Below are 15405 nucleotides of genomic sequence, written 5' to 3' on the forward strand. Positions count from 1 at the left end.
ATGGATAAATCAACTAAGCGAAGACTACAAATCATTAATATTTTAAGTAGTAACGATAAGTGGTACACATCAGAGGAATTGGCAAGTGAATTATCTTGTACTGAAAAAACGATACGGAATGATATACAATCAATAAACTTAGATTTACCAAATGGATGGGAAATTGAAACAATTAAAGGTAAAGGGATTTATATAAAAAAACCTATTTCGGCATCAATCAATGAAATTCGCTCATTATTTGTAAGAAATTCAGTAACATTTAGAGCAATACTGTACATTCAATTTAAACAAATAAAAAATATAAGTGGCTTAGCATCAGCTCTTTATGCCCAAGAACAAGCTATTTATAAGTTACTAGGACGTGTTGAAGCTTTACTTAATTCTTATAGTTTGCAACTGAAGCGTGGACCACTTCAAATAATCGGAAGAGAATTTGATATACGATTATTATGCTGTGATATGTTAGATGTATTAAATGATCACACTGCCCACACCTTAGATAATTGGCCATTCGAGAACATCTCATTTTCAAAGTTGAAAGAAATTGTTACAACTACGACTGATAAATATAAATTATTTATATATCCTGCGACAACAAACAAATATATATATTTCCTTGCTACGATGTTATACCGGATCAAAAAAGAAATTGATCTAAACTTAAATAGTGAAACAAGAAAAAGAATTGCTGATTCTCATTTCTTTAAAATCTCAGATGAAATTTGTAACGAAATAGAAAATGTTTTTAATGTTAATATTTCATTAAATGAAAGAATTGCATTTACATTATCTATTACTACATTACCTTATTATAGCTTTGATGAAACCGAAAAATCTGAATTTTTAACACTATTTTATAATAAAAAAACGTCTTACTATAATGACATGTATCAGCTTGTAGAAAGACTAGAAAAAAATTTAGGAATACCATTACTTAATGATGAAGATTTTCTTTATACATTTCAAAGTCAATTTAAAAGATACTCACTAGTTTTATACTCAATTGAAAAAATAGAGCCCTCTTATCCATTGGATCGATATACTAATGAGAATTATCCTGAATTATTTAATCAAGTAAGAAACATTTTGTTCGAATGGACAAATGAAAGGTCATATCCTGAACTTACAAAAGACGGTGTTGCTAAAGTAACATTGAATATCCAAGCAACAAAAATTAAATATGATATGGTGAAACAAAATATATTATTACTAACAAGTAATGGTCCGGGAGTTTATCGATATATTTCCACAAAACTGATAAAGGAATTCGGCCATAAAATGAATATTCTTCAGCCTAAACAAGGTGATTTTGAGCCACAAAACTTAGATAAACTTCCTATTGAATTTATCATTGCAGACTTTCAATTAGATATTAATACAGTCCATCCAGTTATTATTATTGATCCAACTCTCACACAACGGGATATAAACCAAATTTCTATTTTATTTCATTCAAGTATCGATCATAAAAAAAATAGGCACATATAATGTGCCTTTAGAATGACTCTCGTTAGCTTACGTTCTTTCGCCTGCTTAGTTATACATATACTTTTAAAAAGTAACTTCGTGTCTCATCAGATTTCCTTCCACTAAAAGCCGAGCGTTATCGAAGTGGCTGCCATTTCTAATTTTTAATATGTGACACAGAATAGTTTATTTTACCTTTCAAGTTTATTTATCTATTTTTACCTCTTCTTGAATCTGATCATCATCAAATTCTATAAAATTGAATTCATCACAGATATAATTAAAGTTATCCATTCATTGTAACTCTCCTTATTACATACTCGTATATTTTTACCTTGTTTTTATTGAGAAATAAACATTTGTGTCCATGCATTTGAACGTGAATCAAATCCAACTCCAATTTGATCTAAATTACTGTTTAAAATATTTGCTCGATGTCCTGAACTATTCATCCATGCTTTTACGACTTCTTCCGGTGTTTTCTGACCCTTAGCGATGTTCTCTGCCGCAGTTTTATATGAAATACCAAATTTTTTCATCATATCGAATGGAGAACCATATGTTGGACTGTTATGATCAAAATAATTTTTATCTGTCATATCTTGTGATTTGATACGAGATACTTTTGATAATTCATTATTTATATTAAATGGTTTTAGGCCTGCTTTTGAACGTTCAACATTTGTTAGCTCAACAACTTTCGTTTCAAATGCTGATAATGTAGATGAGTTTGTATTTGAACTTGATTGTTTATTAGTTGGAATTGTTTGAGTTGTTGGTTTAGTTGTTGGTGTTGAAGTAGACGATTTTTTTATATACTTAACCATAGCCCAACCTTTTGTTTTACCGGATGTAATATATACCCACTGAGTTGATTTACGTGTCACCTTTACTGTTTTACCTTTTGATAAGGTACCAACAACTTTATATTTTGAACTAATCCCTGAACGAACTTTTAACGTTTTTGCAGTAACCTTTCCTTTATAGTTTACATTTGTGTAATTACTTTTAGTTTTTGATGCTGCATCAACTGCTCCAACGTTAGTTCCTAATAGAAGTGATCCAACCAAAACGGATAAAGTCATTAATTTTTTCATTTATATATTCCCCCATTAATTTAATTAATTTACTTTTGTTTTGCACTTGGTTCAACACATTATTTGTTTGTGTGTCCCGCTGAACACTTACTAATTTAGCATGATATCAGAATCTCTACACTAGCACTTTTCACCTTTGCCAACGGTAAATGTATTCCTTGTGAAATGAATCACATTAATATAGAAAGCATATTAAACAAAATGAATGTAGATATTTATTAAGAAAGCCAAAAAATTTTACATTAAGCTTAATCGAATTTATGAATGTCGTAATTCTACATAGCTTTTTTCAATGGGAAAATTTTGTTTAGAATTAAATCGTTCAATTTAGTCGTTTTAGTTGCATGCTTAAAAATTATAGAAATACCTTTTACTGAATATTGTTATGATCGAAAAAAACTCCCCTGCCTTAGGCTGAGGAGTTTTGAAAAGGTTTATGGAGCATCAATTAAAGTCCAATTGATATCTGTAGTATAGGTTCCAATCGTTACTTCAGTCATATCAGGTTTCAATAAAATCCCTTTATCTGCATCCCACTTTACAGGAGTAACTGGGATCGTATCCGTAACGTGTTCAAATACTTTTAATGGTGACTGGCTTAAAGGAACCGTCCCATTTTGATCAACGTACACAATTGCATTTGTTAACACTTTTGACGGATCATCAACTTTAGTTAAAGGTTTTTCTATTGAAGCGGTTAGAATCCATTTTCTACCAGGTAGGTCCGATGATACTTTCATATTCCAAATAGCCTCATTCCTTTGAATTAAGGTTTCGTTTGACTTAATTGTTGATGTCTGAAAACTAATTGTTTCAGGTACGGTTTGAAACGATAGAAAGCCTTTTGTATATTGTGATATTTGTCCGGAGAAAGTTGTAATTGCTTGTCCGATTGTTAATGTTGTATTCCATGTTAGTTTATTATCTCCTGGAGAACTCCAAGTAATTTGGTTATTTTCATACCTCCCAGTTCCATAGCTCCAGGTTAAACCAGGTGTACTACCATCAGGATTTTTTAAGTAATAGGTGGTAGGTATTCTGATCGTCCCTTGACTTAACACTACTTTTTGGTCAGATAGATTACATAAAGTTAAATTCAATAAATCAACTAATGGACTAGTATCATTAATTTTATTACTGGCCAAATTTAAATCCTTTAGATTGATTAATCCTGATAATGGACTTACATCGCTTATCTGATTTTGCGATAAATTTGCACTTTTTAGGTTGGTCAAATATTCCACACCACTTAAATTTTCAATGTTCTTACCACTAGCATGATCTAAATTTATAATCGATGCTAAGTGTTCCTCACTTACTCTACTTGTTACTTGTAAACCTAAATAATTGGCAATAACAAGTGATAAATTTGGATCAGGAAAAATTTCTTGAATCGTTTTTTTTATAGACTTTACACTCACTCCTCTAATTTCAAGAGTACGTATATCACCATTACTAGTAAATGAACTTGTTGGTTTGAATCCCATAGTTACATAAGTTGTTGATGTCGTAGCTTTGAATTGAAAAGTTATAGTGCCTGTTTCAGTGCTTGCAATAGCCTTTTTATTATTCGCTAGGATTACTTGATTTGAGTCAAATATTCCCCATTCAATTTCCTGAGTTTCTCCACCCTTTTCATTTAGAATGGTATGCTTATATGGTAATGTAACTTGATAAGTTTCACCTATAACTGTTGAAATAGGAGTTGCTGCACCTACAGAACTATTAACAGATCCTGTAAAAGCATCCCAGAAATTAAACAAATAATCTCTTCCATTTTCTACAGTAACAAAGCAATAAGAGCCTATTATAGGTAGATATGCATAACCACTATTTGGTGTTAACATTGAATGGCCAGCAAATGCTGCTAATAAGAGTGAATTTGCATAAGTTACATTCGTAAATGTTCTTTTACCATTAGGTGTATCGACATAATATGCATCTCTTATTAATTCTTCCCCTTTTAATGGTATTAGCGTTTGAACTAGTTTATTATTCACTCCCTTTAGGTTTGTTTCGGCTAATGAATGTGAGGGTATTAAATGATTCGAAGTGATAAGAATTATCGTGATGATTAATTTGAAAGTTAGATTTCTTGGCTTTAGATTTTTTATTTTCATTAATATCATTTTAACGCTTCTCCTAGATACTGAAAAATTAAGTTATGTCTATTAGATGATTTTTAAGGATCTATTCTTTTCTTTCCTTCTTCCTTTTCTTTGCAATAAAGAAAAAAAGGATGCTTAGGACTAAAGTTAAAAAGATCCCGACACTAAAATACAACCAGAAATAATTTTGCTTTACTTCAACTGCTTTATCATTTAATTCTTTTGCTTCGTTTCCAATTTTAAACACTTCATCCCATACCCACATCTGATCTCCAATGATTGCTTTCATTTTTAAACGATATATTCCAGGTTGAATTTGATTATTTTTTAAATCAATCGCATAATCAAAATTTGAATTTGGCGCCATACTTAATCCTGTTTTATTCGAACTATATAAAATTTTATTTGAACCATCTTTAAAAATTTTTGAATCGATTTTCATACCTTGAACAATAGTTGGTTCACTATTTTGGATTTTGGCTATAATTGCAGTATGATAATTGACTAATTTGGGCTTGATTTTTATAAGATGCAACTCTGGCTTTACTTTTTTTATTGTTTCAGTCAATTTGACACCAATAACATAAGCGTATTGATTATTAATTTGAATCGTTTCTGATGATTTTTTAGTTTCAATTTTATCAATCTTCTTTTTAAAATGGATTGATCCTAAAAGTACTCCATTAAATTTTTGTTTAGGCATTTTAAAAGTGAATGTAACAGTTCTTGATTTACCCGGAGGAATGACAATTTCTTTATGAGGTTCATTTACAAGGTCTACAATTGGAAATTTTAAACTTTGATCTGCTTTTTTAACACTTTTAGGAGAATAATCAATTAGACCATTATCATTTGTTGTTGCAAAAGTGACATCTGCAATAAATGTTTCAATTTTCGTACGGTTGTTATTAAAAACGTCAATCTCTACAACTTGAATTTGTCCAGGATTCATTTTTAAATCAAAATAAGATTTCGTCTTATCAATTTGATTTTCTGGTATCTTAGCTTGAACTGAAAAATCGACTATATTTGACGAAGCTTGAACGGATGTCGGAAATAAGGAAACGATTATGGCAGCTGATAATAAGAATAGTACGATTTCAAGTTTCGTGTTCATATTTCTACCCCTTTTATATATAGTTAAAAAACAGAGGGTCTTTTTATAGGCCCTCTTCATTTGATTTTTATTAATAAATAATAAATAAGAATACTTTTCTCTCTACACTCCTGGTGCGTCTGTTAAAGTCCATGTAATCGTAGCTTCATGATTTCCAACGGTTGCAGAACCCGCTGGTATTGTTAGTGTTACATTGTTATTTAGTTCTCCGTCTTTTACATCTGGATTTATACCAAGCCAACTCGTTAACCAAGTTCCTAATCCAGTACCTGTAGATGCTGATACAACTGATGACGCAGTACTTCCATCAGTACTTAAGGCAACTGTTTGTACTGCTGACGGTGAATTTCCTGTTCCGATTGAATTGACTGTAGCATTTTTAAATGATAAAACTGCTCCTGGTAATGTTTCAATTGTTCCATTTGTAAACTTACTAGCTTTTGCAATAACTGACCATCCTGCACCTGTTCCTCTTCGATCAGATACTTGAATAAATGGTTTTTTTGATGTAGCTGAATATGCTACAGTTGTATTTGAGATTTCATGTGATCCAAACTCTACTGATGAAACATAGTCTAAAGTTAAAGGACCAGTATTACCAGTTGGTACGTCAGTTGGGTCAGTTGGGCCTCCTGGAAATAATGGATTTGTTGGATTCGTTGGGTTACTTGGTTCTACCGGTCCTGATCCGGCAGTAAATGTAATGGCAGCCTTTGAACTACCTGCTGATTCTTCTCCTGCGGCATAAGAGTGATTTACTCCTACCAAACTTGAAAATGCAAATACAGTGATGAAGGTAAGTCTCGTAATTTTCATAATTAATGCTCCTTTAAAGATTTATTGTGATAGCACAAAACTGATTATAACGTGACAAAACATTTATTAGTTATTACTTCGTTTACCGTTGGCTTAGGTAAAAAGAAAAATATTGTTGACATTAATTGTTCACAAAATACAATTTATTTTTTTGTAGAATATGATAATGAAGTTGAATGGAATGACCCGTGGGAGTAAAAATACTTACATAATTAATACGGATTAAAAAGGACAAATAGTGTACAAATAGCAATTCCTTAAAAATTTAATGCTAGAAGTTAGCTAATTTCTTCTTTACGATTTTTAAAAACTGGATATTTAAATCAACTTAAACGCTATGTTTTTTTAGTTTGGAACAAAAAAAAGAACCGTCCTAATATGGACGGTCCTTTTTCTATTTATCATCTAGATTTAGTAAGAACATAATGAAAAAACTTTTGAGGTGTTCCATAACGCATGATGTCTTGGATTAATTCAGTATCTTCCTCTGAAATTGTATTTATTACTGGACCATTGTCTTCTTGAATTGAAACTGGAATTAAATTTCCATTAATATAGTCAAAATTAATAACTTTACCTATACTCTTTCCTTTTACACTTAAGCTAATTCCCTCATTTAACATTGCATATCCAACGATTTCATACTTTTTACTAAAGACTTCTTCAATTGCATCAAAAGAAATAAATTCTTTTTCTCCGTCATTGTAGACTGTATCTTTATCAAATGTAACCTGTATTCCTACTGGTTCTGAACCTCCTTTTGCATCATTTCCATAGACGATTTCATTGAGGGTTCCAGAATGATAAAGTGGTTCTTCATGATTAATACAATATTGATCACTTCTCAAAATAATTTCTACACGTTCACCTTCATTTACTTCTAGCTCTTTTTTATTGCCAAAAACATTATAGTATTCCACTTTCTAGCCTCCAAGATTAAAGTAGTGAATGTAATTCGCTAGTAAAAATATTACCCTCATTAGAATTTGAATAAAGATTGTATTCCATACAAAAAATAAACTCAACCATTAAACTGGATGAGTTTACTTACTATCTATTTGGTCATTCTCGTAATGACACTTTTGTTATATTGTAACTACACTGTTTGATTCGGCGGCTTCAATAATACCTAAAATTACTTTAAGTGAAGAAAGGGCATCTTCACCTGTCACAAGTGGGTCCTCATCAAGCTGTATACATTTAATAAAAGCATCAATTACACCACTTGTTGTTTGGTTATCATTTGTTTGAATATTTTCTAGTTGATAAAATACCTTCTCGCCATCTTTTGTAATGACCTCAATTTGATATTCATTAGTATTGTATATTTTAATAATCCCTTTTTCGCAGTAGATAATTGTACTATTGTCTTCTTCTCCATAATAAGTCCATGAGAATGAAGCTGTACCTAAACGTCCTTTTTTTGTTTTTAAACTGCAAACAATATTATCGCAAACCTCAATTGGTTCTCCGTTTTCATTGACTTTATCTAGTGACCCTTGAAATGCACTTACAGATGCGATTTCATCATCAAGTAAGTAATGTATTAAATCAACTTTATGGATTCCTAAATCTCCAGCAACTCCAAGCCCTGAACGCTCTTTTTTAAAGAACCATGTAGAATTTGATTTATTTACACCCCAATGTTCCGGTCCTGCGTGTCCAAAAGTCGTTCTAAAGGTTAAAACTTTTCCTAGTTCTTTAGTGAGGATGATTTCTTTTGCTTTTTGATGTGCACGTGTAAAACGTTGATTATGATCTACCATCAATTTTTTCCCAGATAACTTTTGGGCGTCTACTATTTCTTTAGCATGTTCAATTGTAAGTGATATCGGCTTTTCACATAAAACATGCTTTCCACTTAGTAGAGCTTTTGTAGTAATTAAATGATGCTGTTCATTGGAGGAACAATCACTGATCATATCTATAGAAGGATCCGCTAATAATTCTTCTATAGAAGGAGCTGTCTGTCCGTCAAACATGTCCGCTAAATTCCTTGCTCGTTCGATATTTCGGTCGTAAAATACGATTTCATTCACAAATTTATTGGCTTTATATTCTGGGGCATGACGAAATTTAGCAATTGAACCACATCCGATAATGCCTACTTTCATATTTAGCTACGCCTCCTACTCTTTCTTTTGAAATACAACTGCAATGATGATGATTAATCCTTTTACAAATCCTTGAAGATGCGGAGAGACGTTCATTAAATTCATCATATTATTTAAGATACCTAAAATTAAAACACCAAAAAATGTTCCAATAATCTTCCCTCGGCCACCTGTCATTCTTGTTCCACCAATGATAACTGCAGTGATTGCATCTAATTCATATTGAACCCCCGTACTTGAAGAAGAAACAGAATTTAATCTAGATGCTTCAATGATTGCGGCTACACTGACTAATAAGCCTGCAAAACTATAAACGCCAATTTTAACGCGATCGACTCTAATAGCAGACAGAAGCGCAGCTTTTTCGTTACTTCCGATTGCATACACATATCTTCCAAATCGAGTCTTGTGCATTAATATATAAACAAGTGCGGTCATAACGAAGAAAATGATAATCGGGTAATCAATCATACCTAAATTATTATTTGCGATTGCTGTAAATCCAGTTACTTTTCCAGAAATACTACCGCCCTCAGTTATATATAAGGCGATTGAACGAGCTGCCGCCATCATCCCCAATGTAGCAATGAACGAGGCAATTCTTCCTTTTGCAACCATTAATCCATTTAAAAATCCAGCGAATGAACCTACTAAAAGTGCAGTTACGATTGCTACAAATATGCTACCAGTTGCATTTAAAGCTAACACCGTGCAAACACCGACTAATACTAGTACTGAGCCAACAGATAAGTCGATTCCTCCTGAAAGCATGACAATCGTCATTCCTAATGCAACAATTCCTATGATTGAAACTTGCATTAAAATATTGAGTTGGTTATTCATATCAATAAATCTAGGATTCATAATTAATGCTGCGATAAAAATAATTAAAAAAGCAATAATGACGCTATACTCTGACCAAAGCCAAGAGAGGCGATTTTTTGTATTTGAAGTTTGTGGATTATTTTCATTTAATACGACATTAGCCAATTTTTTCGACCTCCCTTTTCGATCCAGTTGCATAACTCATAATTTCATCTTCAGTAGCTTCTTCTCCATTGAATCTAGCAGTTATTTCTCCTTGATACATTACATTAATGTTATGACAAATCTTTAATACCTCTGGGGCTTCTGAAGAAAGAATGACAACAGCTTTACCTTGTTCTGCTAGTGAAACGATATGTTGATAAATCTCTTGTTTTGCTCCTACATCAATCCCTTGAGTTGGGTTATCAAAAATGATAATATCTGTATTTACTTCAAGCCATTTAGCAATAATCACTTTTTGTTGATTCCCACCACTTAATTTGTCAATTGTAATTCGTGGGTTGTGTACTTTGATGTTTAATTGATTTTTATAAAAATCGAATTTCTCCTTCTCAAGCTTTTCTTGGATGAACCCTGCATTTTCAAAATGCCCTATTGAAGAAAGACTCATATTATGAATGACACTTAAATCTTTTATAATCGCATTTTCTTTTCGATCTTTTGGAACAAGTCCCATACCAGCTTCTAATGCTTTACGTGGATGATCTATTTTTACCGACTGGTTATTGATTCGAATCTCACCAGTGTATTTTTTTCGATAACCAAATAAGCTTTCAAAAAGTTCAGTTCTACCATCTCCAGCTAAACCAGTAAAACCAACAATTTCTCCCTTACGAACTGAAAAATTGATATCATTAAATAATCTTTGACTGGTTAAGTTTTTAACTTCTAATAATACAGGACCAAATGTCCCTTTTTGAACGATTCGATCTTCTGAAATAGATTTTCCTACCATAAGTTTTGTTATTGAATCTAAGTTTTCATTTTCTATACTTCCAGTTCCAACAACTTCACCATCACGTAATACAGTATAACTGTCGCAGATTTCTTTTATTTCTTTAAGCTTGTGAGAAATATAAATAATTGAAACACCAGAATTTTTTAGGTTTTTCATTAGTTCAAATAACCGATTTACTTCATGTTCTGCTAAGGATGCTGTAGGTTCATCCATAATAATAAGCGTGGATTTATGTAATAGTGCTTTTGATATTTCTATCAATTGTTTATAAGAGGTATCAAGATTTCTAACATATTCTTTAGGATTGATGTCAACGCCTAGTTTTGCTAATATCTCACTAGTTTTGCTACACATCTCTTCTACTTTTAAAAAACCTATTTTGTTGCGAAGTTCAGAACCTAAAAACATATTTTCATAGACTCTTAGATCGGAGACTACATTTAATTCTTGGTGAATAAAGCTAATTCCATGTTCCTGCGATACTCTTGGATTCAGCATTTTACTATCGATTCCATTGATCTGAATTGATCCGTGATCAGGTTGATGAACGCCACCAAGAATATTCATTAATGTCGATTTTCCCGCTCCATTTTCTCCTAATAATGCATGAATTTCACCTTTCTCAACTTGAATTGAAACATTTTTTAATACCTGGTTACCGTTAAATGATTTTTCAATATTGTTCATTGTCATTAAAGGATTCGTAGACAAGGCTTGATCCCTCCTTTATAGGAAAATAGGAAATACAATATCTGTATCGACAATTATTGTATTTCCTCTCGATTATTTAGAATTTAGAATCTGGGTTATAGTACTCTTCAACATTATCTTTTGTAACTTGAGTTGCTTCTTTTACAATCATATTTTCTTCTGGTTCATTACCTTGGGCGATTTCTGCTGCAATTTTTACTGCATCAGCGACCATCGTTGGCGAATATAAGAATGTTGCTGTAATTAAACCGTCTTCCTTCATGTTATCAAATACAGCCTTACCACCGCCGGCACCTGTGATGAATTTGATATCTTTACGTCCAGCTTCTTTAATTGCTTGGAGTACACCAAGTGCCATGCCATCATCCTGAGTGAAAACTGCATCAATATGAGGGTGCGCTTGTAAAATATTTTGCATAACTTCTAATGATTTTTCAGTAGAAAAATCGCCACTTTGTGAAGCGATTACGTCAATACCAACAGCAGCTTCCATTGCTTCTTTGAAACCAGAACCTCGTTGCTCTGTAACAGAACTTGGTGGACCTGTAATTTCAACTACTTTCCCTTTGCCATTTAATTTTTCTACAAAATATTTACCAGCATTAACGCCAATGCCCTCATTGTCTCCTTTTACAACTACAGTAGCAGCATCATTTTCTAACTCGCGATCTACTATGACTAAAGGAATACCAGCATCTTTTATCTTTTGACCAACTGGAGTAAGTGCAGCAGACTCAATTGGAAGCATGACAATAACATCTACATCTTGTGCAATTAAATCATCAACATCGTTTGCTTGCTTGTTTGGATCTGTTGCATTGGTCATTACATACTCAATACCATCACTCTCTTTTAATTCCTTTGCTTGTTTTTCAGCACTATCAATTAATGCACCCATCCAACCATGTGTTGCAGATGGTAAAGAAATACCGATTTTCAACTTATCATCTTCTTTTCCACCAACACTACTGCCTTTATCATTACAAGCTACCAACCCAAATACTGTTACTAAAGACATTCCAGCCACTAGTAATTTTCTCAAAACCATTCACCCCTTAGTATTTGTTTAATAAACTCCCCTTTTATGTAATCGATTACATTTAAGGTCAGCGCTCTACTATTAACCTCTTTTAATAACAGAGCGCTGACCTTACATCGATTTAACCTGAAGTAGACTCTCGAATGACTAATTCATGATCTAATATGATACTTTCAACCTTTTCACCTTTAATCTGATCAATTAACATTTTCGCTGCAATGGTTCCCATCTTATGCATTGGTTGTGCAATCGTTGTAAGAGTAGGGTTTGTCATATTTGAAAAATCAATTTTATCAAAACCAACTACTGCAATATCATTTGGAACATGTAGTCCATTGCTATTGATTTCTTTTAATGCGCCAATTGCTAAAAGGTCAGATACAGCAAAGACCGCTGTTGGTCGATCTTCTATGTTTAATATTTTTTTCATTGCCTGCTGTCCGTACTCGAATCCTAAATGTTGAGTATGAATGATATATTCATCCTTTACGGCAATCCCGTGCTCTTCTAATGCTTTTTGATAGCCTTTTTTTCGTTGTCTTGCATATAAATATTTTTCATCAGAGTTCATTAGGGCAATTTTTGAGTGACCAATTTTAATTAAATGTTTCACTGCTCGATAAGAAGCTTCCTCATTATCAATCGTTACATAAGGAATACCACTGTCCTCTCCATATTCACTACATTGAATTATTGCATGATTTTCTGCTAGCTTTTTTAATGTGTCTACATTTACTGCAGGATCCATTGAAATAATCCCATCTGCCATCTTTTTTCTGACTAGATCAAAATAAATATTCTCTTTCTCAGGATTTGAATCCGTCTCACAAAGTAAAATATTATAATTTTGGCTGATTGCAATATTTTCAATACCTTTGATAATGTCCAAATAAAATGGGTTAGAGATCGTAGGAATTAAAATTAAGATAATTCTACTTTCGGAGTTTCTTAAATTCCTCCCTAACATACTTGGTTCATAATTTAATTTATGAATGGCTTCTTCTACTTTAATTCTTGTTTTAGAGGAAACTGTGTTTTGTCCGTTTAATACTCTTGAAACTGTTGCTACAGAAACTCCTGCTTGTTTAGCAACCTGTTGGATGTTTGCCATCTTTTTATCCTACTTTCTGTAAAATCACTGTATGTAACCTTCTGAAATCGATTACATTTTTATGTTAATATGTTCTGAATTATCTGTCAATAAAATATTTTAATCTAAATAAAACTATTGATTTACGTGAAAAATTTCTATATGTTAGAAATGTAATGGATTACATAACAGTATATTCTGACAATTATTGTTAAGGAGGGAATTTGCATTGAAATTAGGTGTCTTTACAGTTTTATTCTCCGATCGAAGTTTTGATGACATGTTGAGCTATGTTTCTTCTAAAGGTGTAGAGGCTATTGAGCTAGGCACTGGGGGTTACCCTGGTGATGCTCATTGTCAAATTGATGAGCTATTAAACAATGAATCTAATATAAAAAAGTTTAAGCAAAAAATAACTGATCATGGATTAATAATTAGTGCTTTAAGTTGTCATGCAAACCCCCTTCACCCACAGAAAAAAATTGCAAAGCCAGCTGACGATCTTTTAGAGAAAACAATACGTCTTGCTTCCGCATTAGAAGTCCCTGTTGTAAATACATTTTCTGGATGTCCCGGTGATCACGAAAATGCGCTTTACCCTAACTGGCCAGTAACTGCATGGCCACATGATTTCCAAGAAATTTTGAAATGGCAATGGGAAGAAAAATTAATACCATATTGGAAAGAAAAAAATGATTTAGCAATAGCGCACAATGTAAAAATCGGTTTAGAGCTACATGGAGGATTTTCCGTTCATACACCAGCGACAATGTTACGATTAAGAGAAGCTTGCGGTCCTGCAATTGGGGCTAATCTTGATCCTAGTCATATGTGGTGGCAAGGAATTGATCCAATTGAAGCAATAAAAATTCTCGGTCGTGAAAATGCCATCCACCATTTCCATGCAAAAGATACGATAATTGACCAGCAAAACATGAATCGAAATGGACTCACAGACATGACAGACTATTCAGAAATGCGCGATCGTGCCTGGTATTTTAGAACAGTTGGCTTTGGTCATGATCAAAAAACTTGGGCAGATATAATAAGTACTCTTCGTCTCTATGGTTATGACTATGTTGTTAGCATCGAACATGAAGATGGATTAATGTCTATTAATGAAGGATTTACAAAGGCAGTCGAAAATTTAAAACCGCTTATTGTAAAAGAATCTGTCGGTCAAATGTGGTGGACATAGTTTTTAGTCTCCGTTTCTCGCAATGATTAAGAAAAAGCTAATGAAAGTAATGTTAGCTTTTTCTTTCATTTATTTGTGTGAATCCATCTTAAGTCTTCCCCTATCGTTTCTTGATGATCAGTAACGGATAAAGAATGTGAATTCCTTATACATTCATTATTTTTTATAACTGATAATACTTTTAAAGTATTCTACTTCTGATTTTTCTAGTTTTCTAAAATCTATTATATTTTCACCGTTATTCACCCCAATTATCACAGTATTATCATTAAACCAAATCATAGAATTAAGTATCCTCGTTCCTTGTCTGGGACTGTTGATGATTAAAACAGCATCCGGATGATTATGATCAACATTTGGACTAGTAATACGATTTGACCCCCAAAAGATTCCTTCAATATAATCAACCGCATTTTGATCATCTTCATCTGTAATAATCTTATTGAACTCAATCTGATCCATATTGTTCGAAATCAGATACCCTATTTGAATTTGCCTTGATGGTATTGGATTTTGGACTTTTTTATAAATAAATACTGTCGTGAAGCTGGTGATCAGTATAATTACTAGGATATAAAGAATAATAGCTTTTTTCATATTCTCCCCCAATACTTAAAAAAATGAATGTTCATTTTACCCTCTCAATCTATTAAAAATAGCCTCTGCTTTCCTCTTTTTAAAATATATATGTTATTTCATTAGTTCGAATTTGTCATACTTGACAGTAATATAAATAACTTTAGAAGGAAGGTAAGAATCTAAAATAATCAGAGTTCAAGTAAAATGTGCCTAGTTTTCATCATTAAAACGATAGCTACTTGATTAATTATTTAGTCTTTTGCCAGTATGATTTCAATTTACT

At 32.4% G+C, this 15405-nt stretch carries 14 protein-coding genes; 3 read left to right on the forward strand and 11 right to left on the reverse strand.

Translation table 11 applies throughout. The features are described 5' to 3' along the window. A complete protein-coding gene (locus CAB05_RS00480; RefSeq protein WP_087997801.1) occupies window positions 1-1488 on the forward strand; it encodes a BglG family transcription antiterminator in 1488 nt (495 codons plus the stop codon). Window positions 1489-1808: 320 nt separating this feature from the next. On the opposite strand, the gene CAB05_RS21955 is transcribed toward CAB05_RS00480, so the two are convergent. The 4 genes from CAB05_RS21955 to CAB05_RS00500 form a co-directional block, all read right to left on the reverse strand. Further along, the gene (locus CAB05_RS21955; protein WP_158093137.1) at window positions 1809-2564 is read right to left on the reverse strand and encodes a CAP domain-containing protein; all 756 of its coding nucleotides are present in this window, start codon (window positions 2562-2564) and stop codon (window positions 1809-1811) included. Window positions 2565-2998: 434 nt separating this feature from the next. Next, window positions 2999-4564 (reverse strand): leucine-rich repeat domain-containing protein, encoded by a 1566-nt coding sequence (locus CAB05_RS00490; protein ID WP_158093138.1) that lies wholly within the window; start codon window positions 4562-4564, stop codon window positions 2999-3001. A gap of 190 nt (window positions 4565-4754) precedes the next feature. Next, complete coding sequence (locus CAB05_RS00495) at window positions 4755-5789, reverse strand: WxLIP family cell surface protein (RefSeq protein ID WP_158093139.1); 1035 nt, start codon at window positions 5787-5789, stop codon at window positions 4755-4757. A gap of 102 nt (window positions 5790-5891) precedes the next feature. Then, the gene (locus CAB05_RS00500; protein ID WP_087997805.1) at window positions 5892-6605 is read right to left on the reverse strand and encodes a WxL domain-containing protein; all 714 of its coding nucleotides are present in this window, start codon (window positions 6603-6605) and stop codon (window positions 5892-5894) included. A gap of 51 nt (window positions 6606-6656) precedes the next feature. Here CAB05_RS00500 and CAB05_RS21960 point away from each other — a divergent pair, with 51 nt between their 5' ends. Beyond that, a complete protein-coding gene (locus tag CAB05_RS21960) occupies window positions 6657-6803 on the forward strand; it encodes a hypothetical protein (RefSeq protein ID WP_158093140.1) in 147 nt (48 codons plus the stop codon). A gap of 203 nt (window positions 6804-7006) precedes the next feature. Here the strand turns inward: CAB05_RS21960 and CAB05_RS00505 are convergent, their stop codons facing one another. The 6 genes from CAB05_RS00505 to CAB05_RS00530 all read right to left on the reverse strand — a co-directional run bounded on the left by CAB05_RS00505 (window position 7007) and on the right by CAB05_RS00530 (window position 13366). Continuing rightward, on the reverse strand, window positions 7007-7525 hold the full coding sequence (locus CAB05_RS00505; protein ID WP_087997806.1) for a hypothetical protein: 519 nt from the start codon (window positions 7523-7525) through the stop codon (window positions 7007-7009). 165 nt (window positions 7526-7690) lie between these two features. Further along, entirely contained in the window at window positions 7691-8719 is a 1029-nt protein-coding gene (locus CAB05_RS00510; protein ID WP_087997807.1) for a Gfo/Idh/MocA family protein, read from the reverse strand. 15 nt (window positions 8720-8734) lie between these two features. Further along, a complete protein-coding gene (locus CAB05_RS00515) occupies window positions 8735-9709 on the reverse strand; it encodes an ABC transporter permease (protein WP_087997808.1) in 975 nt (324 codons plus the stop codon). Beyond that, window positions 9702-11216: a sugar ABC transporter ATP-binding protein gene (locus CAB05_RS00520; RefSeq protein ID WP_087997809.1), complete on the reverse strand. Its 1515-nt coding sequence runs from the start codon at window positions 11214-11216 to the stop codon at window positions 9702-9704. The genes CAB05_RS00515 and CAB05_RS00520 overlap by 8 nt, the downstream gene beginning before the upstream one ends. 76 nt (window positions 11217-11292) lie before the next feature. After that, on the reverse strand, window positions 11293-12264 hold the full coding sequence (locus CAB05_RS00525; RefSeq protein WP_371870374.1) for a substrate-binding domain-containing protein: 972 nt from the start codon (window positions 12262-12264) through the stop codon (window positions 11293-11295). A 112-nt stretch (window positions 12265-12376) separates the two neighbouring features. Further along, complete coding sequence (locus CAB05_RS00530) at window positions 12377-13366, reverse strand: LacI family DNA-binding transcriptional regulator (RefSeq protein ID WP_087997811.1); 990 nt, start codon at window positions 13364-13366, stop codon at window positions 12377-12379. A gap of 208 nt (window positions 13367-13574) precedes the next feature. Here CAB05_RS00530 and CAB05_RS00535 point away from each other — a divergent pair, with 208 nt between their 5' ends. Next, window positions 13575-14543 (forward strand): sugar phosphate isomerase/epimerase family protein, encoded by a 969-nt coding sequence (locus tag CAB05_RS00535; protein WP_087997812.1) that lies wholly within the window; start codon window positions 13575-13577, stop codon window positions 14541-14543. Between the two features lie 156 nt (window positions 14544-14699). On the opposite strand, the gene CAB05_RS00540 is transcribed toward CAB05_RS00535, so the two are convergent. Next, window positions 14700-15005, reverse strand: coding sequence for a hypothetical protein (locus CAB05_RS00540; RefSeq protein ID WP_142283030.1), 306 nt, complete (start codon window positions 15003-15005; stop codon window positions 14700-14702). Window positions 15006-15405: the final 400 nt, after the last annotated feature.

The sequence above is a fragment of the Gottfriedia solisilvae genome (genome assembly GCF_002128405.1).
In the GTDB taxonomy this organism is placed as follows: domain Bacteria; phylum Bacillota; class Bacilli; order Bacillales; family Bacillaceae_G; genus Gottfriedia; species Gottfriedia solisilvae.

Bases quoted from the DNA above. Each gene is read 5' to 3' on its own strand.
- CAB05_RS21955 (WP_158093137.1), bottom strand. From the start codon at position 2,564: ATGAAAAAATTAATGACTTTATCCGTTTTGGTTGGATCACTTCTATTA.
- CAB05_RS00480 (WP_087997801.1), top strand. From the start codon at position 1: ATGGATAAATCAACTAAGCGAAGACTACAAATCATTAATATTTTAAGT.
- CAB05_RS00495 (WP_158093139.1), bottom strand. From the start codon at position 5,789: ATGAACACGAAACTTGAAATCGTACTATTCTTATTATCAGCTGCCATA.
- CAB05_RS00510 (WP_087997807.1), bottom strand. From the start codon at position 8,719: ATGAAAGTAGGCATTATCGGATGTGGTTCAATTGCTAAATTTCGTCAT.
- CAB05_RS00525 (WP_371870374.1), bottom strand. From the start codon at position 12,264: ATGGTTTTGAGAAAATTACTAGTGGCTGGAATGTCTTTAGTAACAGTA.
- CAB05_RS00500 (WP_087997805.1), bottom strand. From the start codon at position 6,605: ATGAAAATTACGAGACTTACCTTCATCACTGTATTTGCATTTTCAAGT.
- CAB05_RS00540 (WP_142283030.1), bottom strand. From the start codon at position 15,005: ATGGATCAGATTGAGTTCAATAAGATTATTACAGATGAAGATGATCAA.
- CAB05_RS00530 (WP_087997811.1), bottom strand. From the start codon at position 13,366: ATGGCAAACATCCAACAGGTTGCTAAACAAGCAGGAGTTTCTGTAGCA.